The following is a 17,718-nucleotide window of genomic DNA, read 5'->3' as shown; positions in this document are numbered from 1 at the left end:
CGCCCGACGAAATGCAGCCGACCATGGGTCGGCTCTACGAGGCTGCGCGCAGCGCCTGGATGAACACGCACATCGCGTTGGAGTCGGCTGCCGCACAAAGGGTAGAGCCGACCCATGGTCGGCTGCCGCATTGCAGCGGTGCCCGACGAAATGCAGCCGACCATGGGTCGGCTCTACCAGGTTGCGCGCAAAGCCTGGATGAGCACGCGCATCGCGCTGCAGTCGGCTGCCACACAAAAGGGTAGAGCCGACCCATGGTCGGCTGCCGCACTGCCGCGGTGCCCGACGACATGTAGCCGACCATGGGTCGGCTCTACGAGGTTGCGCGCAGCGGCTGGATGACGACGCGCATCGCGCTGGAGTCGGCTGCCGCACACAAGGGTAGAGCCGACCCATGGTCGGCTGCCGCAGTGCCGCGGTGCCCGACGAAATGCAGCCGACCATGGGTCGGCTCTACGAGGTTGCGCGCAGCGGCTGGATGACCACGCGCATCGCGCTGGAGTCGCTGCCGCACACAAGGGTAGAGCCGACCCATGGTCGGCTGCCGCACTGCTGCGTTGCCCGACGAAATGCAGCCGACCATGGGTCGGCTCTACCAGGTTGCGCGCAGCGCCTGGATGACGACGCGCATCGCGCTGGAGGATTGCCGCCGGCTCGGGTAGTAGGCGTAATACCCGTCGAACACATCGCACCAGTCCTCCATCACCCGCAGCAGGCGACCTGCCTGCACGTGCTCCAGCACCATGTCTTCGGGCAGGTAGGCCAGCCCCGCGCCCGCCAACGTGGCGCGCAGCATCGCGCTGCTGCCGTTGAAGGTCCATTGGCCCTCCACGCGCACGTTGACCTCCTGGCCGTCCTTCTGCAGGTCCCACACCATCAGCCCCCCGTGGGTGGGCAGGCGCAGGCCGATACAGTCGTGCGCGGCGAGGTCGGCTGGCGTCCGGGGTGCCACGTGACGGGAGAAGTAGGCCGGGCTGGCCACGATCGCCATGCGCTGCGGGCCGCTGATCGGCACCGCGATCATGTCCTTGGCCACGCGCCCACCCAGACGGATGCCGATGTCATAGCGCTGGGCGACGATGTCGGCCAGGCCGTAATCGACGGTGAGCTCGACCCGCAGGTCGGGGTACTGCGGCAGCACCACGCTCAGCCGCGGCCAGACGATGCTGTTGGCGGCGTGTTCGGCGGTGGTGATGCGGATGGTGCCGGCAGGGTGGTCGCGGTAATCGCTGATGGCCACCAGCTCCGCCTCGATCTCCTGCATGCGCGGCGCCACCGTGTCGTACAGGCGCTCACCCGCTTCGGTCATCGAGACACTGCGCGTGGTGCGGGTCAGCAGGCGCACGCCGAGGCGCTCTTCCAACCCACGCACCGTGTGGCTCAACGCAGATTGCGAAACGCCCAGTTGGGCGGCGGCGCGGGTAAAGCTGCGCTCGCGGGCGACGGTAACGAACACCTGCAGGTCGTTGAAGTTCTCACGGGCCATGCGGGGCGTTCCGGCGCGCATGCAGTTCATGCCGGGCCATGATGGGCGTGCACCACTGGTGAAGGCAAGGCGTTCCTTCTGCTGCATTGATGAACCAGCCTCATGGCAGCATGCTGCCTGTGCGGGATGGTTCGCGGCCGTTGCAGGGCTACAGTGAAGCGGCATCCCCGTGCCCCATCACCCGATGGTGCCAGTTCCGTTTCCGCCTTGAGGAGTCTTCCATGGACCTGTTGAGTACTGCCCTGTTGTCGATGGCCGCCGTCACCACGCCTGACGCCCCGGCGCCCATCCAGATCGCCCGTGCCGGCAGCACCGCCTCGGCCGCCGGCCCGGCCGACTATTTCACCGGCACGGTGCGCATCGATGCACCGTTCCAGCGTCCGGCACCGGCTCGCGTCGGCGGTGCCACGGTTACCTTCGAGCCCGGCGCGCGTACCGCCTGGCATACCCATCCACTCGGCCAGACCCTGATCGTCACCGCAGGCGTGGGCAGCGTGCAGGAGTGGGGCAAGCCGGTGCAGGAGATCCGTCCGGGCGACATCGTCTGGATCGCACCGGGGGTCAAGCATTGGCATGGCGCGAAGGCCGACGTGGCCATGACCCATATCGCGATTGCCGAAGCGGTGGACGGCTCGCCCGTGACCTGGATGGAGCAGGTGAGCGAAGCGCAGTACACCGGCGGCTGAAACCCGGTACTGGCCGGCACCGCACGAACCGGTAACGCGCCACCCGCTAGCCTGCCCACATCCATTCGTGACAGGAGCATGCCCTTGACCCAGGTTTTCATCGTAGGTGCCGCCGGCAAGGTCGGCCGCCACCTGGTCAAACAGTTGGCGGCCCGCGGCGATCAGCCGCTGGCCATGCATCGCCGCCCCGAGCAGGCGGCGGAACTGGCCGCACTGGGCGGCGTGCCGGTGCAGGGCGACCTGACCCGGATCGACATCGCCTCGCTGGCAGTGCAGATGGCCGGCAGCGAGGTCGTTGTGTTCAGTGCGGGTGCGGGCGGCGCGGGCATGGAGGTGACCGATGCCATCGACGGCCGTGGTCTCGAACTGGCGGTGCAGGCGGCGCAACAGGCCGGCGTGAAACGCTTCCTGCTGGTGTCGGCATTCCCTGAAGCCGGGCGCGGCAAGGGGCTGGGCGAGGGCTTCGAGAATTACATGACGGTCAAGAAGCGCGCCGATGTATACCTGGCCGCCAGTGAGCTGGACTGGGTGATCCTGCGTCCCGGCACGCTCAGCGACGCGCCCGGCACGGGGCGGGTCAACCTCGGCGCTGCCATCGCCTATGGCGACGTGCCCCGCGAGGACGTGGCAGCCACGCTGGTCGGCCTGGTGGAACACCCGGCGTTGCGCCATCGCATCATCGAACTGACCGAGGGCGACAGCCCAGTCGATGAAGCGCTGGATCGGCTTGGCGTAAAATGACCGGCCCGAACGCCGCACAGATGAGCACGCCATGACCGACGCCCCGTTCTATCCCATCGGCACCCCCGGCCAGCCGTGGGGCGCGGATGAAAAGGCGCAGTGGCGCGCACGCCAGGTGCCGCAGCGCGTGTACGGCGACGACGTGCTGCCGCTGCTGGACGCACTGCGCACGGACTTCGACGTGGTCCAGTACGGCACGCTGGACTACCCGCCGCACCAGTACCCGCTGTTCGCCGTGCGCAGCCGCGACTGGAACCCGGCCCTGCCCAGCGTGCTGGTCACCGGCGGCGTGCACGGCTACGAAACGAGCGGCGTGCAGGGTGCGCTGCAGTTCCTGGCCACCCGCGCCAAGGATTATGCCGGCCGCGCCAATATCCTGGTGGCGCCGTGCGTGAGCCCATGGGGGTATGAACGCGTCCAGCGCTGGAACGCCGATGCGATCGATCCAAACCGCGCGTTCGTGGCCAACAGTGCGGCCGCCGAATCGGCCGCGCTGATGGCGCTGGTCGAACCGTTGCGTGACGGCATGCTGATGCACATCGACCTGCACGAAACCACCGACAGCGATGAAAGCGAATTCCGCCCGGCGCTGGCCGCACGCGATGGCAAGCCGTTCGAGCCGGGCCTCATTCCGGACGGTTTCTATCTGGTGGACGACAGCGAGAACCCGCAACCCGCGTTCCAGACCGCGGTCAACGCGGCGGTGGAGCAGGTCACCCACATCGCCCCGGCAGATGCGCGCAATGAAATCATCGGCTCGCCGGTGGTGGCCCCGGGCGTGATCGAGTACCCGCTGAAGAAGCTCGGCCTGTGCGCCAGCATCACCGGCGCGAAGTACACCACCACCACCGAGGTGTACCCGGACAGCCCGCGCGCCACCCCGCAGCAGTGCAATGACGCCCAGGTGGCAGCGGTGTGCGCGGCGATCGATTACGCGTTGGCGCATCGCTGACGGTGGTGACCGGACTGGAGACTCAAAGGCGCCCAAGGGCGCCTTTTTCATTTCAAGTGTATTTGACGCCAGCTTCACACTCGCCCGGCGCATGGTGCGCTTGGCTAGTCGGCGCTGTTCAGCTGCCCGTCGCCGCCTCGCCGGGACACTGGCCTTCCGGGATTTCGCTTCGACGAAGTTCACGCCTCAAATGTGATGGCGACATCATTTGCAAGTAATTGCATAGGTTTATGGAAGGGAATCTGGAGAATTGCGGGCCTATTGCAAATGGCTTCTGCCTTTGTGCCTCTCTGCCAGGAGTTCTCCCATGTCGTTCAATCACACCTTTGCTCCACACTCTACCCGCGCCCGGCGCACGCTGCTGGTGGGAGCGATCATGCTCGCCCTCGGTGCGACGGCGAGCCCCCTGTATGCCCGTGACCTGATCGGCACGACAGCGGAAGTGAATCCCGGTGATCCGAGCGAACAGTGGGTGCTATCGGGTGATGCGCTGTTGACCGTGAATCCGGGCGGTGCGACTGCAGCACTGCAGAGTGCCGATTCCTCCATCGTGGTGAATGGCGGCTCGGTATCGAGCGCAAGCGGACCCAATGGCATCGCAGTGACGACCACCTCTTCGTCCTTCACGATGACCGGGTCTACGGTTGCTGGCGAAGCCAGATTCGATTCAGAAACCGTTGCGAACATCAGCAACAGCACCTTCACTTCGACCGCGGCAAACAAAGCCAGCGGGGCAGTGTCCTTCGTCAACTCCACGGGCTTCATGCGGGACAGCACGGTCACTGCCACTTCGGGGTACGGGATATCGGTTAATACCAACCTTGCCGGCACGCCGGAGGCACCGATGCTGACGCTCATCAATTCGGACGTGACTGCACTGTCGGTCGGCGCGCGCGTTGGCGGCGGCGGCACGCTCACGCTAGACCAGTCCCGCGTCACCTCGCTGTTCGATGCTGGGCCCGGCTCGGTTTTGGACAACAACGGGGCGATGGTGGTTCGCGGCACGCTGGTTGCGCGCAACAACTCCCTCGTCAACGGCGCGACCAATGGTGTTGGGCTGTTGTACCTGGCAGGCACCGGCAGCCCGGGGACCGAGACCAATCTGATCGTCGACAATTCCCGTATCGTCGGGCAGACCGGGGCCGCCATTTCTGTTGGCGGATTCGCGCTGACGCCCCCAACTGTCGCCGATATCCAGATCCTCAACGGCGCCACGCTGCAGGGTGGCAATGGCAATCTCCTGCAGGTCACGGACGGCGCCACCGCAAACATGCGCGTGGGTGCCGCCGATCTGACCGGCAATGTCTTTGCCGACCCGGACAGTACCGCCAACCTGACCTTCCAGAACAACGCCAGCCTCACCGGCGCACTGACCAACGTCACCTCGATGGCCCTGGCCGATACCTCGCGCTGGAACGTCACCGCCGATTCCACCGTGGGCACCTTGAACCTGGGCTCGGGCACGCTGGCCTTCGCCGCGCCGTCGCCGGGCTACAAGACCGTAACGGTGGGCGGTGACATGTCGGTCAACGGCGGTACGCTGATCTTCAACGGCGTGCTGGCCGGTGACGGCTCCCCGTCGGACAAGCTGGTGGTTGGCGGCAACACCTCCGGCAGCGGCAACATCGTGGTCAACAACATCGGCGGTGCCGGTGCGCAGACCAGCGACGGCATCCAACTGATCTCGGTGGCCGGCACCTCGGGGGCGACGTTCGCCATGAACGGCCGTGCCACCGGCGGCGTCTACGAATACCTGTTGTACAAGGGCGGCGTCACCACTCCGTCAGATGGCGGCTGGTACCTGCGCTCGGCCTACACCGGCGATCCCTGCGACCTGAATCCGTCGCTGCCGATCTGTGCGCCGGTGGATCCCACCGACCCGACCGACCCGGTCACCCCGGTGGACCCGATCACCCCGGACCCCACCGATCCGGTGCCGGTGCTGCGCCCGGAGCCCGGCGCCTACCTGGCCAACCAGGCCGCGGCCGTGCGCATGTTCCAGCAGCGCCGGCATGATCGTGGCGAGCCGGCGTTCGAGCACGATGGCATCGGTGCCTGGGCACGCGTCTCGCGCGACCAGCTCCGCACCACCATCGCCGGGCAGGTGGATGCGCGCAGCCAGACCAATGCGCTGCAGATCGGCAGTGATGTGTTCCGCTGGGGCCAGGTCGGTCGCGGCCAGGTGGGCGTGATGCTGGCCACCGGCGATGCCGACACCCAGGCCACCTCGCGCATCACCGGTTACGGCACGCGCGGCAAGGTCAAGGGCGATGCGGTCGGGGTGTATGGCACCTGGGTGCAGAGCGCCGATGACAGTGCCGGCCTCTACGTGGATGGCTGGCTGCAGTACGGTCGCTACGACAGCTGGGTGCAGGGCGATGGCCTGGCACGCGAGAAGTACGACGCCACCACCCGCGCTGCGTCGGTTGAAGCCGGTTACGGCTTCGCACTGACCAACAGCGAGCGCCGCTCGATCTACCTGCAGCCGCAGGTGCAGGTGAGCTACACCGACTACAAGGGCGACACGCTGCAGGAAGTGAACGGCACGATCGTGGAAGACGACACGGCCGGCGGTTTGGAAACGCGCGTGGGCGTGCGCCTGTTTGGCCATGACAACGCCACCGGCAACCGCGTGCAGCCGTTCTTCGCGGTGAACTGGCTGTACAACGAGCGCGGTGATGCGATGCGCTTCGATGGCGAGACGCTGGAGGCCAGGCTGCCGACCAACCGTTACGAAGCACAGGCCGGCGCGCAGCTGCGCCTGGGTGAGCGCTGGTCGGCATGGGGCGACCTGCGCGTGCAGCGCGGTGACAGCGGTTACAAGGATGCGGGTGCGCAGCTGGGCCTGCGTCGCGCCTGGTAAATCGGCCAACCGGTTGAAAGGGAAGGGCGCCTGCGTGAGTGGGCGCCCTTTCTGCTTCCGGGCCGGTAACAAGGACGCGTCGATCGACGCATCAGCCAGCGCCATGCGGCGGCAGCAGGAACTGATCCAGCAGCCACAGCGCCGCTGGACCCAGCGGCGTATCGCGCGACCACACCGCGTCGGCACCGATCAGCCGCGGCCACCCGGGCAACGGCAGTTCCACCAGTTGGCCGCGACCATAGCGATGCACCAGGTCACGCGGCAACTCGGCCCAGCCAAAGCCGTCCTCGGCCATTTCCAGCACCATCAGGTAGTCCGATGCGGCCCAGATTCGTCCACGCGCGTGGCCGCTGCGGCGCGCGTCGCCGCTCAGGCAGATCTGCCGGTGGCCGGCAAGATGCGATTCGTCCGGGCGGGCAATAGCGGTCAGCGCGTGCTCGCGCGCCACGAACACGGCCATCTCCGCGCGCAGCGGCAACGACCGCACGGCCAGCATGGACGGATACCGGGCCTGCTGCGGCACCAGGCCCAGCTGGGCGCGACCACGCTGGACCACGTCGAGCACATCGTCTCCTTCGGCATCCAGCCATTCCAGCTCGATATCCGGGAAGCGCTGCTCGAAACGCCGTAGCAGATGCTGGTCCGGGTTGAGCTGGTAGATGTCCGAAAACACCAGGGTGAGCTGCGGCTCGACCGCATCGCCCAGGCGGATGCCGAGCTGTTGCAGGCGCTCGGCCGCGGCCAGGATCTCCTGCACGTGGCCAAGCACTTTGCGGCCGTCCTCGGTGAGCAGCGGATAGCGGCCGCTGCGGTCGAACAGGGTCAGGCCGAGGTCCGCCTCCAGCGTGGCGATGGCGGTGCTGACCGTGGACTGGGTTTTCCTGAGGCGACGCGCGGCGGCCGAGAACGAGCCCAGGGCGGCGGCTTCGACGAAGGCACGCAGGGATTCGGGGCTATAGCGCATGGATGTATCGCCTTTATCAATGGATTCCATCTTTGGCCTGATGGAATGTCCGATGATACTGGGCACATCGACGGGGCGCCATTGCATGACGGGCCTACCGGCTGACGGTCTGCATCTGCCGGGCGCCATCGACGCACGCGCATCCGCCATCCCGGCCGATGCACCGGCCCCACGGCGTTCTGCCGCCGTGCGCCGGACCACATCAAGGAGCTTCCCATGCACACACCGGTGCATTCCCGTTCGCGTGCCCGTGGCGGTCTGATCGCCTGGGCCTGCCTGACCGTGGCGATCGTCGCCGAGGTGGTCGGCACCTCGTTCATGGCCGATGCGGCCCGCCATGGCGGCTATCTCGGCTATGCGGTGATGGCCGTGGCGCTGGCCGTTTCGTATTACTTTCTGGCGCTGTCGGTGCGCGGCATCGCGGTCGGTGTGGCCTATGCGGTGTGGGAAGGTCTCGGCCTGACCCTGCTGACGCTGGTCGGCATTGTCGTGTTCCAGGACAGTCTGTCGGCGCAGCAGATGCTCGGCCTGCTGATGGCGGCTGCCGGCATTGTCTGCGTCACCCTTGGCGAGGGGCATGGATCATGAACCTCACTGCCTTCCTGTTCGTGCTGTGCTCGGCACTGATCGATGTCGCGGCCAACATGATGGTGGCCAAGTCCGATGGCTTCCGGAAGCCAGGCTGGGGGTTTGCCGCCATCGTGCTGGTGTGGGTCGCCTTTGCGCTGCTGGGCCAGGCGGTGAAGACGATGGACCTGGCCACCGCCTATGCGATGTGGGGCGCGATCGGGGTGATCGGCACCGCGATCTGTGGGCGCGTGCTGTTCGGCAACCGGCTGCGCCCGATTGGCTGGGTGGGCATCGCGCTGGTCACTGGCGCGGTGGTGGTGCTGTCCAGCCACTGATCTCCGCTCAGCGGAACAACTGGTTCAAGGTGGCCCCGGCGGCCGCATCGGCAAAGCCGTCGAAGCGGCCTTCGTCCACCAACAGTTGCGAGGCGCGCATCATGCCGCCCCAGGCGGTGCGTGCCATCGCGCCACCCACGCTGACCCGGCGCACGCCCATCGCGGCGATATCCTGGAGGGTGAACGGCACAGCGCTGCCGACCAGCAGGTTGACCGGTTGCGGCGCCACGGCGTTGACCACCGCTTCGATCTGCTCGCGGGTGCTGATGCCCGGCGCATACAGGCAGTCCGCGCCCGCGTCGGCATACGCGCGCAGCCGGGTGATCGCATCGTCGAGGTCGGGGCGGCCGACGAAGAAATTCTCCGCACGCCCGATCAGCAGCACATTGTCGCCGGACTGGTCGATCGCTTGGCGTGCCGCGCGCACCCGTGCCACCGCGTCGTCCAGCGTGCGCAGCGGATGCGCCGGATCTGGCCCGGCATCTTCGATGGAGATGCCCGCTACCCCGGTGGCAATGGCGCGGGTGACGTTGCGGCCAACCTCCTCCAGCGTGCCGAAGCCATCGCCGAAATCGGCATTCAGCGGCAGCGGCGTCGCGGCGGCAAGGCTATGCAGGTGGGCGAGCGTTTCATCCACCGACAACGTGCCATCGGCCTGCGCCTGGCTCCAGGCAAAGCCGGAACTGGTCGAGGCCAGTGCCTGGAACCCCAGGCTGTGCAGGTAGCGTGCGCTGCCCGGATCCCACGGGTTGGGGAGCACGAAACAGCCCTGGGCATGCAATGCGCGAAAGGCGGCGCGACGCGGTCGCGGATCGAAGGACAGGGCAGTCATGGCGCGGGGTCCGGCGGGCGGTGCCCCGATGGTAACGCCGCCGGGTGCCACACCCATGCTGCAGTGCGCGGCCGTGCTGGCCGCGCACCGCCGGTGCCTCAGAACGCGATGGTGCCCTGCAGGTACAGCGTGCGCGGCTGGCCGACGAACTTGCCGCCATTGTTGTCGGTGGAACGGGTGTAGTAGCGGCGGTCGAACAGGTTCTTGAGCCCGATCGCCAGCTTGAGATCGTGCAGCTCCGGGCCGAAGTCGTAGCCGGCGCGCAGCGCGACGGTGGAATAGCCGGGGATGTCGCCGAGGCGGCCGGTGGGATCTTCATCGGTCACGTAGGGGGCGCCTGCGGCGGGCGTGCCCGGCGAACGCTGCCCGGACTGGGCGAACACATCGGCGTTGAAGGTCCAGCGGTCGATGGCGTAACGCGCGCCAAACGAGCCGACGTTGCGCGAGTACAGCGGAAGGTCCTTGCCGGCGAAGACGCCGGCACGTGCGGTGGCCTCGGTCCAGGTGTACGTCATGGACAACTGCAGGCCGGCCAGTGCATCGCCAAGCCGGCCCATGTCGTAGCGCACCGCCGATTCGACGCCGCGATGGCGGGTGGCGCCCAGGTCGGTCCACATGCCTTCGCCGACGATGGAGCGGGCCAGCTGCAGTTCTTTGTCGAAGTCGACGTTGAACACGGTGAATTCGCCGCTCAGGCCATGGCCGTTGAAATGCGTGCCCAGCTCGTAGGTGGTGGCCGATTCCGGATGCAGGCCTTCGGTGGTGGACGCCAGCTGGCTGTACTGCTGCGGCCCGAACGACTTGCCGCCGTTGGCGAACAACGACCAGGCATCGTTCAAGCGGTACAGCACCGACAGCGTGGGCAAGGTCTCGCGCGAATCGATGCTGGGTGCAAGCGTGCTGGTCACGCTGCCATTGGTGGCCAGGTTGGTGACATCGTTGAAGGTGCGGATGTCTTCCACGCGCACGCCCGGGGTGAGGGTCCAGTTGCCGATGTCGATGCGGTCGTCGATGTAGAACGCGTTGGCGGTGGTGCCGCCGCGGCTGGTCTGGTACGGCAGCAGCGGCAGGTCGACACCGGCCAGTGCCGCGTCGGGGCGGTAATAGGCGGTGCGCGAGGCGATCTCGCTGCTGGCTTCCTTCAGGTAGCGGTAGCCCACGCTGACTTCCTGCACCACCGTGCCGGTGGTGAACAGGCGCGAGTAGCGCGGCTCCACCCCAAGGTAGTGGTAGCTGCGCGGCGCGGCGGTGAGCCGGCGCTGGCCGTTGCTGGTGCCGGTGCCGTCCTGCTCGATATAGCTGCCACGGAACGAGTCCACGTAGTAGCCCAGCACTTCGACGTTGTTGGTGCCGTCGCTGAAGGTGTACTTCAGCGAGCCATCACTGCGGCGGCCGTTGAATACATCGTAGGGACGGGTGGACTGGAACGGGTCGGCCGCGTACTCGGCGGTGGTCAGCCCGCCGGGCATGCGCCCACTGCCTTCGAAATGGTGCAGCGACATCGCCAGGTCACCGGCAGTGCCCAGCGCGTAGGACGCCTTGAGCAGCACATCGTCGATATCGGTCGTGTCGTTGCGGCTGCGCCAGCCGTCGCCATGGGTGCCCGAGTAGAGCAGGGCGGCGCCGAGCCCGCCGTCGGTGGTGCCGCCCAGGAACAGGCTGGGCACGGTCTTGAGGTTGCCGCCCTGGCCATACAGTTCACTGCTGAAACCGAGCGTGCCGGCGACATCCCTGGGGATGGCGCGGGTGACGAAATTGATGATGCCGCCGACGTTCTGCGGCCCGTAACGGACCGAGCCGGCACCGCGCACCACATCCACCGACTCCAGGTTGCCCAGCGCCACCGGGGCCAGCGACAGCTGCGGCTGGCCGTAGGGCGCGTAGGACATGGGGACGCCGTCCATCAGGACGTACGAACGCGGCGACAGGCGCGAGGTGAGCCCGCGCACGCCGACGTTGAGCGAGACATCGCTGCCGCCGGTGCCGTTGCTTTCCTGCACCTGCACGCCGGGGATCTGGCGCAGCACGTCGCGCACGCTGGTCGAGCCGCTTTCGGCGATGCGCTGGGCCTCGACGATGCTGCGTGCGCCGGGGTGGTCGAGCAGCTTGGCTTCGGTGGGATTGTCGAGCCAGTTGCCGGTCACCTTGACCGCGTCCAGGTCGGTCGGGGTGGCGGCGGTTGTCTGGGCGAACAGCGCGGGGCTGACGACAGCGAAGGCGACAGCAATCGCGATCGCGCTCAGGCGCGGGCGGCAACGGGAAACGGTCATGGCACTACGGATCCGGGGCGGGGAATGGACGCAGCCGTGCGGCTGGAGGGGCGGTAAACCCGCCCATGCTACAGCAGATGCGAATCGTTCGCATCGAAAGGCTCGCGTGGAGGCCCCGCCAGGTGTTAAGCCGCCGTGGGATTCACTGCCGCAGTGTTCACGCCGCAGCAGCGTCGATCAGGTCCAGTCTTGCGCAGGCGCCGGATGCTCCGTCGCCGCCTCCTGGAGAGTGTTCATGAACCGGATCGCCCAACCTTCCCGCTGGCTGCTGCCGCTGCTGTTGGTGGCTGCGATGGCTGGCACCGCCGCCGCGGCGTCGGCTGCCAAAGCGCCTGCGCCGCTGCCTGCGTTCGATGACGTGGACAAGGACAAGGATGGCATCGTCACCCTGCACGAAGTGGACGTGTATCCCGATGCGATCGCCGCGCGTCTGCGCAAGTGCGATGCAGACAAGGATACGAACATCAGCCGCGACGAGTACGCCAGGTGCGAACATGCCGCGCACGCTGCCGCGGTCAAATAATGCGTACTGCCAATGCAGCGGCGCGTAGATGACGCACGGCCCCGCTGCGTTGGCCAGGGTGGGCTCAGGCCTTCACCCAGCGCGCCGCCAGCCCGATCAGCAACAGGGCGGCGGCGACCAGGCAGAACGCGAACACCAGGCTGCTGCCTTTGGCGACGAAGCCGATCAGCGCCGGCCCGGCCAGTACGCCGGCATAGCCGAGCGTGGTGATGGCCGGGATGGCCAGGCTTTCGGGCATGGCCTTCTGGTTGCCGGCCATCGAGAACAGTGCCGGCACGATATTGGCGCAGCCCAGGCCGATCAACGCGTAGCCGGTCAGCGCCAGCGGCAGCACCGGGGCGAAGGTGACCAGTGCGAAACCACCGGCGGCGACCAGGCTGCCAAGCAGGATCGCGCGGTGCCGTCCCAGCCGTGCCACCGCGCCATCGCCGACCAGTCGCGTGATGGTCATCGCGATCGCGAAGGTCATGAAGCCCAACCCGGCGCGCGAAGGTTCGACGTGCTGCACTTCATGCAGGAACACCGCGCTCCAGTCCAGCATCGCGCCTTCGGCGAGGAAGGCGACGAAGCACAGCACGCCGATGCCCAGCACCACGCCATGCGGCACGGCGAATACCGGCGCGCCGGACGGGGCCTTGTCATTGCGCCAGAAGGGCAGCGAGACCGCCAGCAGCGCCGCCATCACCGCCGAGCCCAGCAGGCACACCAGCCACGGCGGCAGGTGCAGGGCGAGCAGCGCGGTCATCGCCGCTGCGCCGACGGCGCCGCCGATGCTGTAGAAGGCGTGGAAGCCGGACATCATCGGCTTCCCGCTGTCACGCTCGACCATCACCGCCTGGATGTTCATGGTGCAATCGCAGGCCCCGACGCCCGCGCCGAACACGAACAGGGCCAGGCCCAACGTCCACGGCGACGGCGCAATGGCCAGCAGCGGCAGGCTGGCGATGACCATGATGAGGGTTGCGATCATCACCGCGCGGCAGCCGTGGCGGGCAGCGAACATGCCGGCCAGCGGCATCGACAGCAGCGAGCCGGCGCCCAGGCACAGCAGCACCAGGCCGAGCGTGCCTTCATCCAGGCCGGTGCGGGATTTGGCGAAGGGCACCAGCGGCGCCCACGCGGCGGTGGCGAAGCCGGGCAGGAAGAACGCGGCGCGGGTGGCGTGCTGCTCGGTGCGCGTGCCGACGAGGGTGGAACGGGTAAGCGTGGACATCGGGGGCGGGCTCACTCTGCGCGGGCGTGGTGGAGATCGACGCCGCGACGCGCGAACGCCTCGGCCTGTGCGGACGGTGCGTCGGCTTCGAGCACCAGGATGTCGATCTGCTCGACCCCGCCGATGCGATGCGCGGCCTGCGCGCCGAGTTTTTCGTTGCTGGCCACCACCACGCAGCGGCTGCTTGCGGCGAGCATCGCGCGCTTGAGCGCGGCCTCCTCGCCATCCACGGCCCAGATCCCGGCCTCTGCATCCACGGCGCAGGTGCCGATGAAACACACGTCCACCCGCAACGCGGCGATCGCTTCCAGCGCCTGCGCACCGACGGCCGCGCCGATGCGCGGGTCCAGGCGGCCACCGATCAGGCTGACCTCGATGCCGCTGCGTGCCATCAGCAGCACGGCGATATCCGGTGCGTTGGTGACCACCCGGATGCCCTGCTGTTCCGGCAGGCAGGCGGCGATGGCGCTGTTGGTGGAACCGGCATCGAGCAGTACGAGCTCGCCCGGGCGGACGTGCGCGACCGCGGCGTGGGCCAGCGCCTGCTTCTGTTCGCGCTGCTGCGCGTGGCGGTCGGCCAGCGGCGGAAACGTTGGCGCGGCGGGCAGGGCACCGCCGTACACCTTGCGACACAGCCCCTGGCTGGCCAGATCGCGCAGGTCGCGGCGGATCGAGTCTTCCGATACGCCCATCTGCACCGCCAGCGGCGCGGAGAACACGCGGCCTTCTTCGCGCAGCAGGCGCAGGATGGTCTGTTGGCGTTCGCCGGGCAGGGCATCAGGGGTCATGGAAAGACTCGCGGGAAGTGGAGCGTGCAGGGGGAATGTCGGTCAATCCGGCACAAACATGCGCCGAATCGCCGAGGCGGGTGGCCGACTATACCGAAACGTGCAGGATAGTGCGCGATATCGTGCACTCAAGCGTGCACGAACGTTCACACTCCTGCGTGCTGGTGTGGCTCGTCCCGCAGTTCCGGCTGGATCACCCCGGCCACCCAGTCCATGAAGGCGGTCACCCGCTGCGGCAGATGGCGGCGCTGTGCGTACAGCAGGGTCACCGGCATTGGCTCGGCGGCCAGCTGCGGCAGGACCTCCACCAAGGTCCCGGCCGCCAGCGCCTGGCGCACCCCGAGCCATGGCACCTGGATGATGCCCAGCCCGGCCAGCGCCGCGGCGCTGTAGCCCTCGCCGCTGTTGACGGTGATCGGCCCGCGCATCGGCAGGCTGCGGTAGCCGGCGCCGTCGGGGTACTCGAACCCCGGCGAGCGTTGGCCGAGCGTGCCGACGTAGTGGATCAGGGCGTGATCGGCCAGGTCGGCCAGGTGGCGCGGGGTGCCATGCGTGGCCAGATATGCCGGGCTGGCGCAGTTGACGATCCGCATGCGGCCCAGCGGACGAGCGACCAGCGTGTTGTCGTCCAGGCCGCCCACCCGCAGCACGCAGTCGAAGCCCTCGCGGACCAGATCGACGCGGCGGTCGGTGCCGCTCAGTTCGATTTCCAGGCCGGGGTGCCGGGCCAGGAAACCGGGCAGGTGCGGGATCACCAGCTGCCGGGCCAGGCCGCTGGACATGTCCACCCGCAGCCGCCCTTTGAGCTGGCTCGTGTCGCGGCGGAACATGCCCTGCAGCTCTTCCATGTCGTCGAGCAGGTCGCGGGCGCGTTGCTGGAACTGCGCGCCGTCGGCACTGAGCCGGACGCGGCGGGTGGTCCGGTGCAGCAGCTGCACGCCGACCTCGGCCTCCAGCCGCTGCACCGCCAGCGACACGCTGGCCTTGGGCAGGCCCAGGCTGTCGGCGGCGCCGGTGAACGAGCCAAGTTCGGCAACGCGCAGAAAGCTGCGCAGCTGGTCGAGGCGGTCCATGGATTGTTATCCGATATTGAACAGTTAAATCAGGATCTCGTGATTTATGCGGCCCTGCAAGATCAATAGTCTGTACCCACACCTCAACGCTGGAGAATCGACATGAGCAGCTCCCCCCGTATCGTCCTCGTCACCGGCGGCAGCCGTGGCCTGGGCCGCAATGCCGCCCTCGCGCTGGCCGCCGACGGCGCCGACATCGTGTTGACCTACCGCAACCAGGCCGACGCCGCGCAGCAGGTGGTGGCGCAGATCGAGGCGCTGGGCCGGCGTGCGGTGGCCCTGCCGCTGGATGTGGCCGACAGCGGCAGTTTCGCCGCGTTCGCCGACGAGGTCCGGCAAACCCTGCAGACCCTTGGCGCCAGCCATCTGCAGGGCCTGCTCAACAATGCCGGCGAAGGTCTGTATGCGAGCATCGCCGATACCACGTTGGAACAGTTCGACCACGCGGTGGCGGTGCACTTGAAGGGACCGTATTTCCTGACCCAGGCGCTGCTGCCGCTGATCGCCGATGGCGGGCGCATCCTCAATGTGTCCAGCGGGCTGGCGCGGTTCTCGCTGCCGGGCAGTTCGGCCTACGCGATGATGAAGGGCGGCATCGAGGTGTTCACCCGCTACCTGGCCAAGGAACTGGGTGCGCGCGGCATCAGCGCCAACACGCTGGCCCCGGGCGCGATCGCCACCGACTTTGGCGGCGGCCGGGTGCGCGACGACGAACACGTCAACGGCATGGTCGCTTCGATCACGGCGTTGGGGCGTGCCGGGCAGCCGGATGACATCGGCCCGGTGGCGGCGGCGCTGTTGTCGCCGAGCACCGGCTGGATCAACGCGCAGCGGGTGGAAGCCTCCGGCGGCATGTTCGTCTGACCTGTGCGGGCGTACGCGGCGGCGTGCGTCCGCATTTGTTCCGGCGATGCTGCAAACGGGTCGCATTCGCGGTTCGCGGCTATCATGGGCGTTCTGTTCCGTGCCGAGCCGAGTCTGATTTGAACGCTTCTCTTCCGATGCGCCCGATGGGTCGGGTATTCGCCGCCGTCGCCTTCATCGAGGCATTGACGTGGGCCGGGCTGCTGATCGGCATGTACTTCAAATACCACGCCGCCGATCCCACCCCGGTCGGCGTGCGCGTGTTCGGGCCGCTGCATGGGTTCGCCTTCATGGGGTATGTGGTGGTGACCGTGTTGGCCGCCGTGCGCTTGCGTTGGCCGTGGTGGGCGGCGGGCCTGGCGTTGCTGGCCGCGGTGCCGCCGCTGGTGACGCTGCCGCTGGAGTGGTGGTTCAAGCGGCGCGGGCTGTTGGGGCCGCGGCCGGCGTGATGGGTTCGACCTCGGTGCGTGGTGGGGTCGAACCTTGGTCGACTGCACGCATCGGGTCACCATCCGGTGGCGACATGATGTAAGAGCGTGGAGGGGTTTCGTGATCGAGGGCGCGGCTGCGTTCGTGGGTCATGCGCGCAATGCGCGTTGCAGCGGTATCGGCCGCCACGTTTTCTTTTCTCAGCCCGGCAGCACCGACGCCAGGGCCTCGCCGATCTTTCCCGGTGACTGGTAACCGGCCAGGCGGGCGACTTCCTGCCCGTCATGGACCAGCAGCAAGGTCGGTGTCTGGCGCAGGCCCAGGCTGCGGAAGAACACTTCGCCGATGGTCTCCAGCTTCACCTTGAGCAGCACGACACCCGCCGCGCGGGGCGAATCGGCGAGGCTGGCCAGCGACATGTCCAGCATGCGGCAGCCGGGGCAGTCGTCCTTGTGGAAATCCACCAGCAGGCGCGGGTGTTCGCGCAGGGCGGCGTTGTACTGATCAGGGGTGGCGGCGTGCAGGGTCAGCATCGGAAGGGGTCTCGAAAGGGGCCAGCACAACGTCGGCCCAACGGTGGATGGTGTGGGTGTCGTCGTGGCCGTGCGGCATCTGCTCGATCTCCAGCACTGGATGCGGCGAACCGAAAAAGCGCGCCAGCCGGTGCGCGGCGCCACAGTAGAACTCCAGGCCCCACTGGGTTTCACCGGTACCGAATACCGCCACGGTGTCGCCGCGCGGCAGGCCCGGTCCATCGCGCAGCGAGGCCACGAACCGCTTCATCTCGGTGGGCGTGCGCCCCGCATTGTCGGTCCAGCAACCCAGCAGCAGCATCGCGCGGGGCTGGGCAAGGGCATCGGCTACCTGGTCGCTGTCCACGTCCAGGCAACGTACGGCATGACCTCGTAGTGCGCAGCAGGCAGCCAGCAGCCGCGCCACTTCGCGGGTGTTGCCGCTCAGCGATGCATAGGCAAGCAGAAGGTTCATGACCGCGCGCGCCTACAGATCGTCGAAGCCGTTGTCCGAATTGGTCTTCTTGTAACTGGCGTTGCGCATCTCGAAGAAGTCGGTCTTGGTTTCGGTGCAGTTGTCGGCGTAGGCCTTGCTCCACGGCATCACGTTGACATGC

At 67.7% G+C, this 17,718-nt stretch carries 19 protein-coding genes and 1 pseudogene; 9 read left to right on the top strand and 11 right to left on the bottom strand.

What is annotated here, in order from left to right; all coding sequences use genetic code 11:
* Positions 1–592: 592 nt before the first annotated feature.
* Positions 593–1,486, bottom strand: coding sequence for a LysR family transcriptional regulator (locus RTO53_RS14310; RefSeq protein ID WP_312238418.1), 894 nt, complete (start codon positions 1,484–1,486; stop codon positions 593–595).
* Positions 1,487–1,707: 221 nt separating this feature from the next.
* Here RTO53_RS14310 and RTO53_RS14305 point away from each other — a divergent pair, with 221 nt between their 5' ends.
* The 3 genes from RTO53_RS14305 to RTO53_RS14295 all read left to right on the top strand — a co-directional run bounded on the left by RTO53_RS14305 (position 1,708) and on the right by RTO53_RS14295 (position 3,865).
* Positions 1,708–2,172 (top strand): cupin domain-containing protein, encoded by a 465-nt coding sequence (locus tag RTO53_RS14305; RefSeq protein WP_312238417.1) that lies wholly within the window; start codon positions 1,708–1,710, stop codon positions 2,170–2,172.
* An 84-nt stretch (positions 2,173–2,256) separates the two neighbouring features.
* Complete coding sequence (locus tag RTO53_RS14300) at positions 2,257–2,913, top strand: SDR family oxidoreductase (RefSeq protein ID WP_312238416.1); 657 nt, start codon at positions 2,257–2,259, stop codon at positions 2,911–2,913.
* 31 nt (positions 2,914–2,944) lie between these two features.
* Positions 2,945–3,865, top strand: coding sequence for a M14 family metallocarboxypeptidase (locus RTO53_RS14295; RefSeq protein WP_312238415.1), 921 nt, complete (start codon positions 2,945–2,947; stop codon positions 3,863–3,865).
* Between the two features lie 318 nt (positions 3,866–4,183).
* Here the strand turns inward: RTO53_RS14295 and RTO53_RS14290 are convergent, their stop codons facing one another.
* On the bottom strand, positions 4,184–4,723 hold the full coding sequence (locus tag RTO53_RS14290; protein ID WP_312238414.1) for a hypothetical protein: 540 nt from the start codon (positions 4,721–4,723) through the stop codon (positions 4,184–4,186).
* On the opposite strand from RTO53_RS14290, the gene RTO53_RS14285 reads away from it, so the two are divergent.
* The gene (locus tag RTO53_RS14285; RefSeq protein ID WP_312238413.1) at positions 4,710–6,728 is read left to right on the top strand and encodes an autotransporter outer membrane beta-barrel domain-containing protein; all 2,019 of its coding nucleotides are present in this window, start codon (positions 4,710–4,712) and stop codon (positions 6,726–6,728) included. The two genes, RTO53_RS14290 and RTO53_RS14285, sit on opposite strands and share 14 nt — an antisense overlap.
* 91 nt (positions 6,729–6,819) lie before the next feature.
* Here the strand turns inward: RTO53_RS14285 and RTO53_RS14280 are convergent, their stop codons facing one another.
* Positions 6,820–7,692 carry a LysR family transcriptional regulator gene (locus RTO53_RS14280; RefSeq protein WP_312238412.1) on the bottom strand — a complete coding sequence of 291 codons (873 nt, stop codon included), beginning with the start codon at positions 7,690–7,692 and terminating at the stop codon, positions 6,820–6,822.
* A gap of 216 nt (positions 7,693–7,908) precedes the next feature.
* Here RTO53_RS14280 and RTO53_RS14275 point away from each other — a divergent pair, with 216 nt between their 5' ends.
* Positions 7,909–8,280, top strand: coding sequence for a multidrug efflux SMR transporter (locus RTO53_RS14275; protein WP_312238411.1), 372 nt, complete (start codon positions 7,909–7,911; stop codon positions 8,278–8,280).
* Positions 8,277–8,597 (top strand): multidrug efflux SMR transporter, encoded by a 321-nt coding sequence (locus RTO53_RS14270; RefSeq protein WP_312238410.1) that lies wholly within the window; start codon positions 8,277–8,279, stop codon positions 8,595–8,597. Before RTO53_RS14275 ends, RTO53_RS14270 begins: the two co-directional genes overlap by 4 nt.
* 7 nt (positions 8,598–8,604) lie before the next feature.
* Here the strand turns inward: RTO53_RS14270 and RTO53_RS14265 are convergent, their stop codons facing one another.
* Both RTO53_RS14265 and RTO53_RS14260 read right to left on the bottom strand, forming a co-directional pair.
* Positions 8,605–9,429, bottom strand: a complete 825-nt coding sequence (locus tag RTO53_RS14265; RefSeq protein WP_312238409.1) for an isocitrate lyase/phosphoenolpyruvate mutase family protein — start codon at positions 9,427–9,429, stop codon at positions 8,605–8,607.
* 98 nt (positions 9,430–9,527) lie between these two features.
* On the bottom strand, positions 9,528–11,699 hold the full coding sequence (locus RTO53_RS14260) for a TonB-dependent siderophore receptor (RefSeq protein WP_312238408.1): 2,172 nt from the start codon (positions 11,697–11,699) through the stop codon (positions 9,528–9,530).
* Positions 11,700–11,934: 235 nt separating this feature from the next.
* Between RTO53_RS14260 and RTO53_RS14255 the strand changes: the two genes are divergently transcribed.
* A complete protein-coding gene (locus RTO53_RS14255) occupies positions 11,935–12,222 on the top strand; it encodes a hypothetical protein (protein ID WP_312238407.1) in 288 nt (95 codons plus the stop codon).
* Between the two features lie 64 nt (positions 12,223–12,286).
* Here the strand turns inward: RTO53_RS14255 and RTO53_RS14250 are convergent, their stop codons facing one another.
* From RTO53_RS14250 to RTO53_RS14240, 3 genes are all read right to left on the bottom strand, one after another.
* A complete protein-coding gene (locus tag RTO53_RS14250; RefSeq protein ID WP_312238406.1) occupies positions 12,287–13,435 on the bottom strand; it encodes an MFS transporter in 1,149 nt (382 codons plus the stop codon).
* Between the two features lie 11 nt (positions 13,436–13,446).
* Positions 13,447–14,223 carry a DeoR/GlpR family DNA-binding transcription regulator gene (locus tag RTO53_RS14245; protein WP_312238405.1) on the bottom strand — a complete coding sequence of 259 codons (777 nt, stop codon included), beginning with the start codon at positions 14,221–14,223 and terminating at the stop codon, positions 13,447–13,449.
* Between the two features lie 146 nt (positions 14,224–14,369).
* Positions 14,370–15,296, bottom strand: a complete 927-nt coding sequence (locus RTO53_RS14240) for a LysR family transcriptional regulator (protein WP_312238404.1) — start codon at positions 15,294–15,296, stop codon at positions 14,370–14,372.
* Positions 15,297–15,398: 102 nt separating this feature from the next.
* Between RTO53_RS14240 and RTO53_RS14235 the strand changes: the two genes are divergently transcribed.
* Together RTO53_RS14235 and RTO53_RS14230 are read left to right on the top strand one after the other, a co-directional pair.
* The gene (locus RTO53_RS14235) at positions 15,399–16,160 is read left to right on the top strand and encodes an SDR family oxidoreductase (RefSeq protein WP_312238403.1); all 762 of its coding nucleotides are present in this window, start codon (positions 15,399–15,401) and stop codon (positions 16,158–16,160) included.
* A 137-nt stretch (positions 16,161–16,297) separates the two neighbouring features.
* Positions 16,298–16,609, top strand: coding sequence for a DUF3817 domain-containing protein (locus tag RTO53_RS14230; RefSeq protein ID WP_312238419.1), 312 nt, complete (start codon positions 16,298–16,300; stop codon positions 16,607–16,609).
* A 180-nt stretch (positions 16,610–16,789) separates the two neighbouring features.
* On the opposite strand, the gene RTO53_RS14225 is transcribed toward RTO53_RS14230, so the two are convergent.
* The 3 genes and pseudogenes from RTO53_RS14225 to RTO53_RS14215 all read right to left on the bottom strand — a co-directional run.
* Complete coding sequence (locus tag RTO53_RS14225; RefSeq protein WP_312238402.1) at positions 16,790–17,122, bottom strand: thioredoxin family protein; 333 nt, start codon at positions 17,120–17,122, stop codon at positions 16,790–16,792.
* A complete protein-coding gene (locus tag RTO53_RS14220; protein WP_312238401.1) occupies positions 17,094–17,576 on the bottom strand; it encodes a flavodoxin in 483 nt (160 codons plus the stop codon). Before RTO53_RS14220 ends, RTO53_RS14225 begins: the two co-directional genes overlap by 29 nt.
* Positions 17,577–17,588: 12 nt before the next feature.
* Positions 17,589–17,718: pseudogene (locus RTO53_RS14215) on the bottom strand (ribonucleotide-diphosphate reductase subunit beta); the annotation flags it as partial.

Source organism: Stenotrophomonas sp., from assembly GCF_031995405.1.
Taxonomy (GTDB): domain Bacteria; phylum Pseudomonadota; class Gammaproteobacteria; order Xanthomonadales; family Xanthomonadaceae; genus Stenotrophomonas.
The sequence above is the reverse complement of the archived record's forward strand: the minus strand, read 5'-3'. Positions and strand labels throughout refer to the sequence as shown.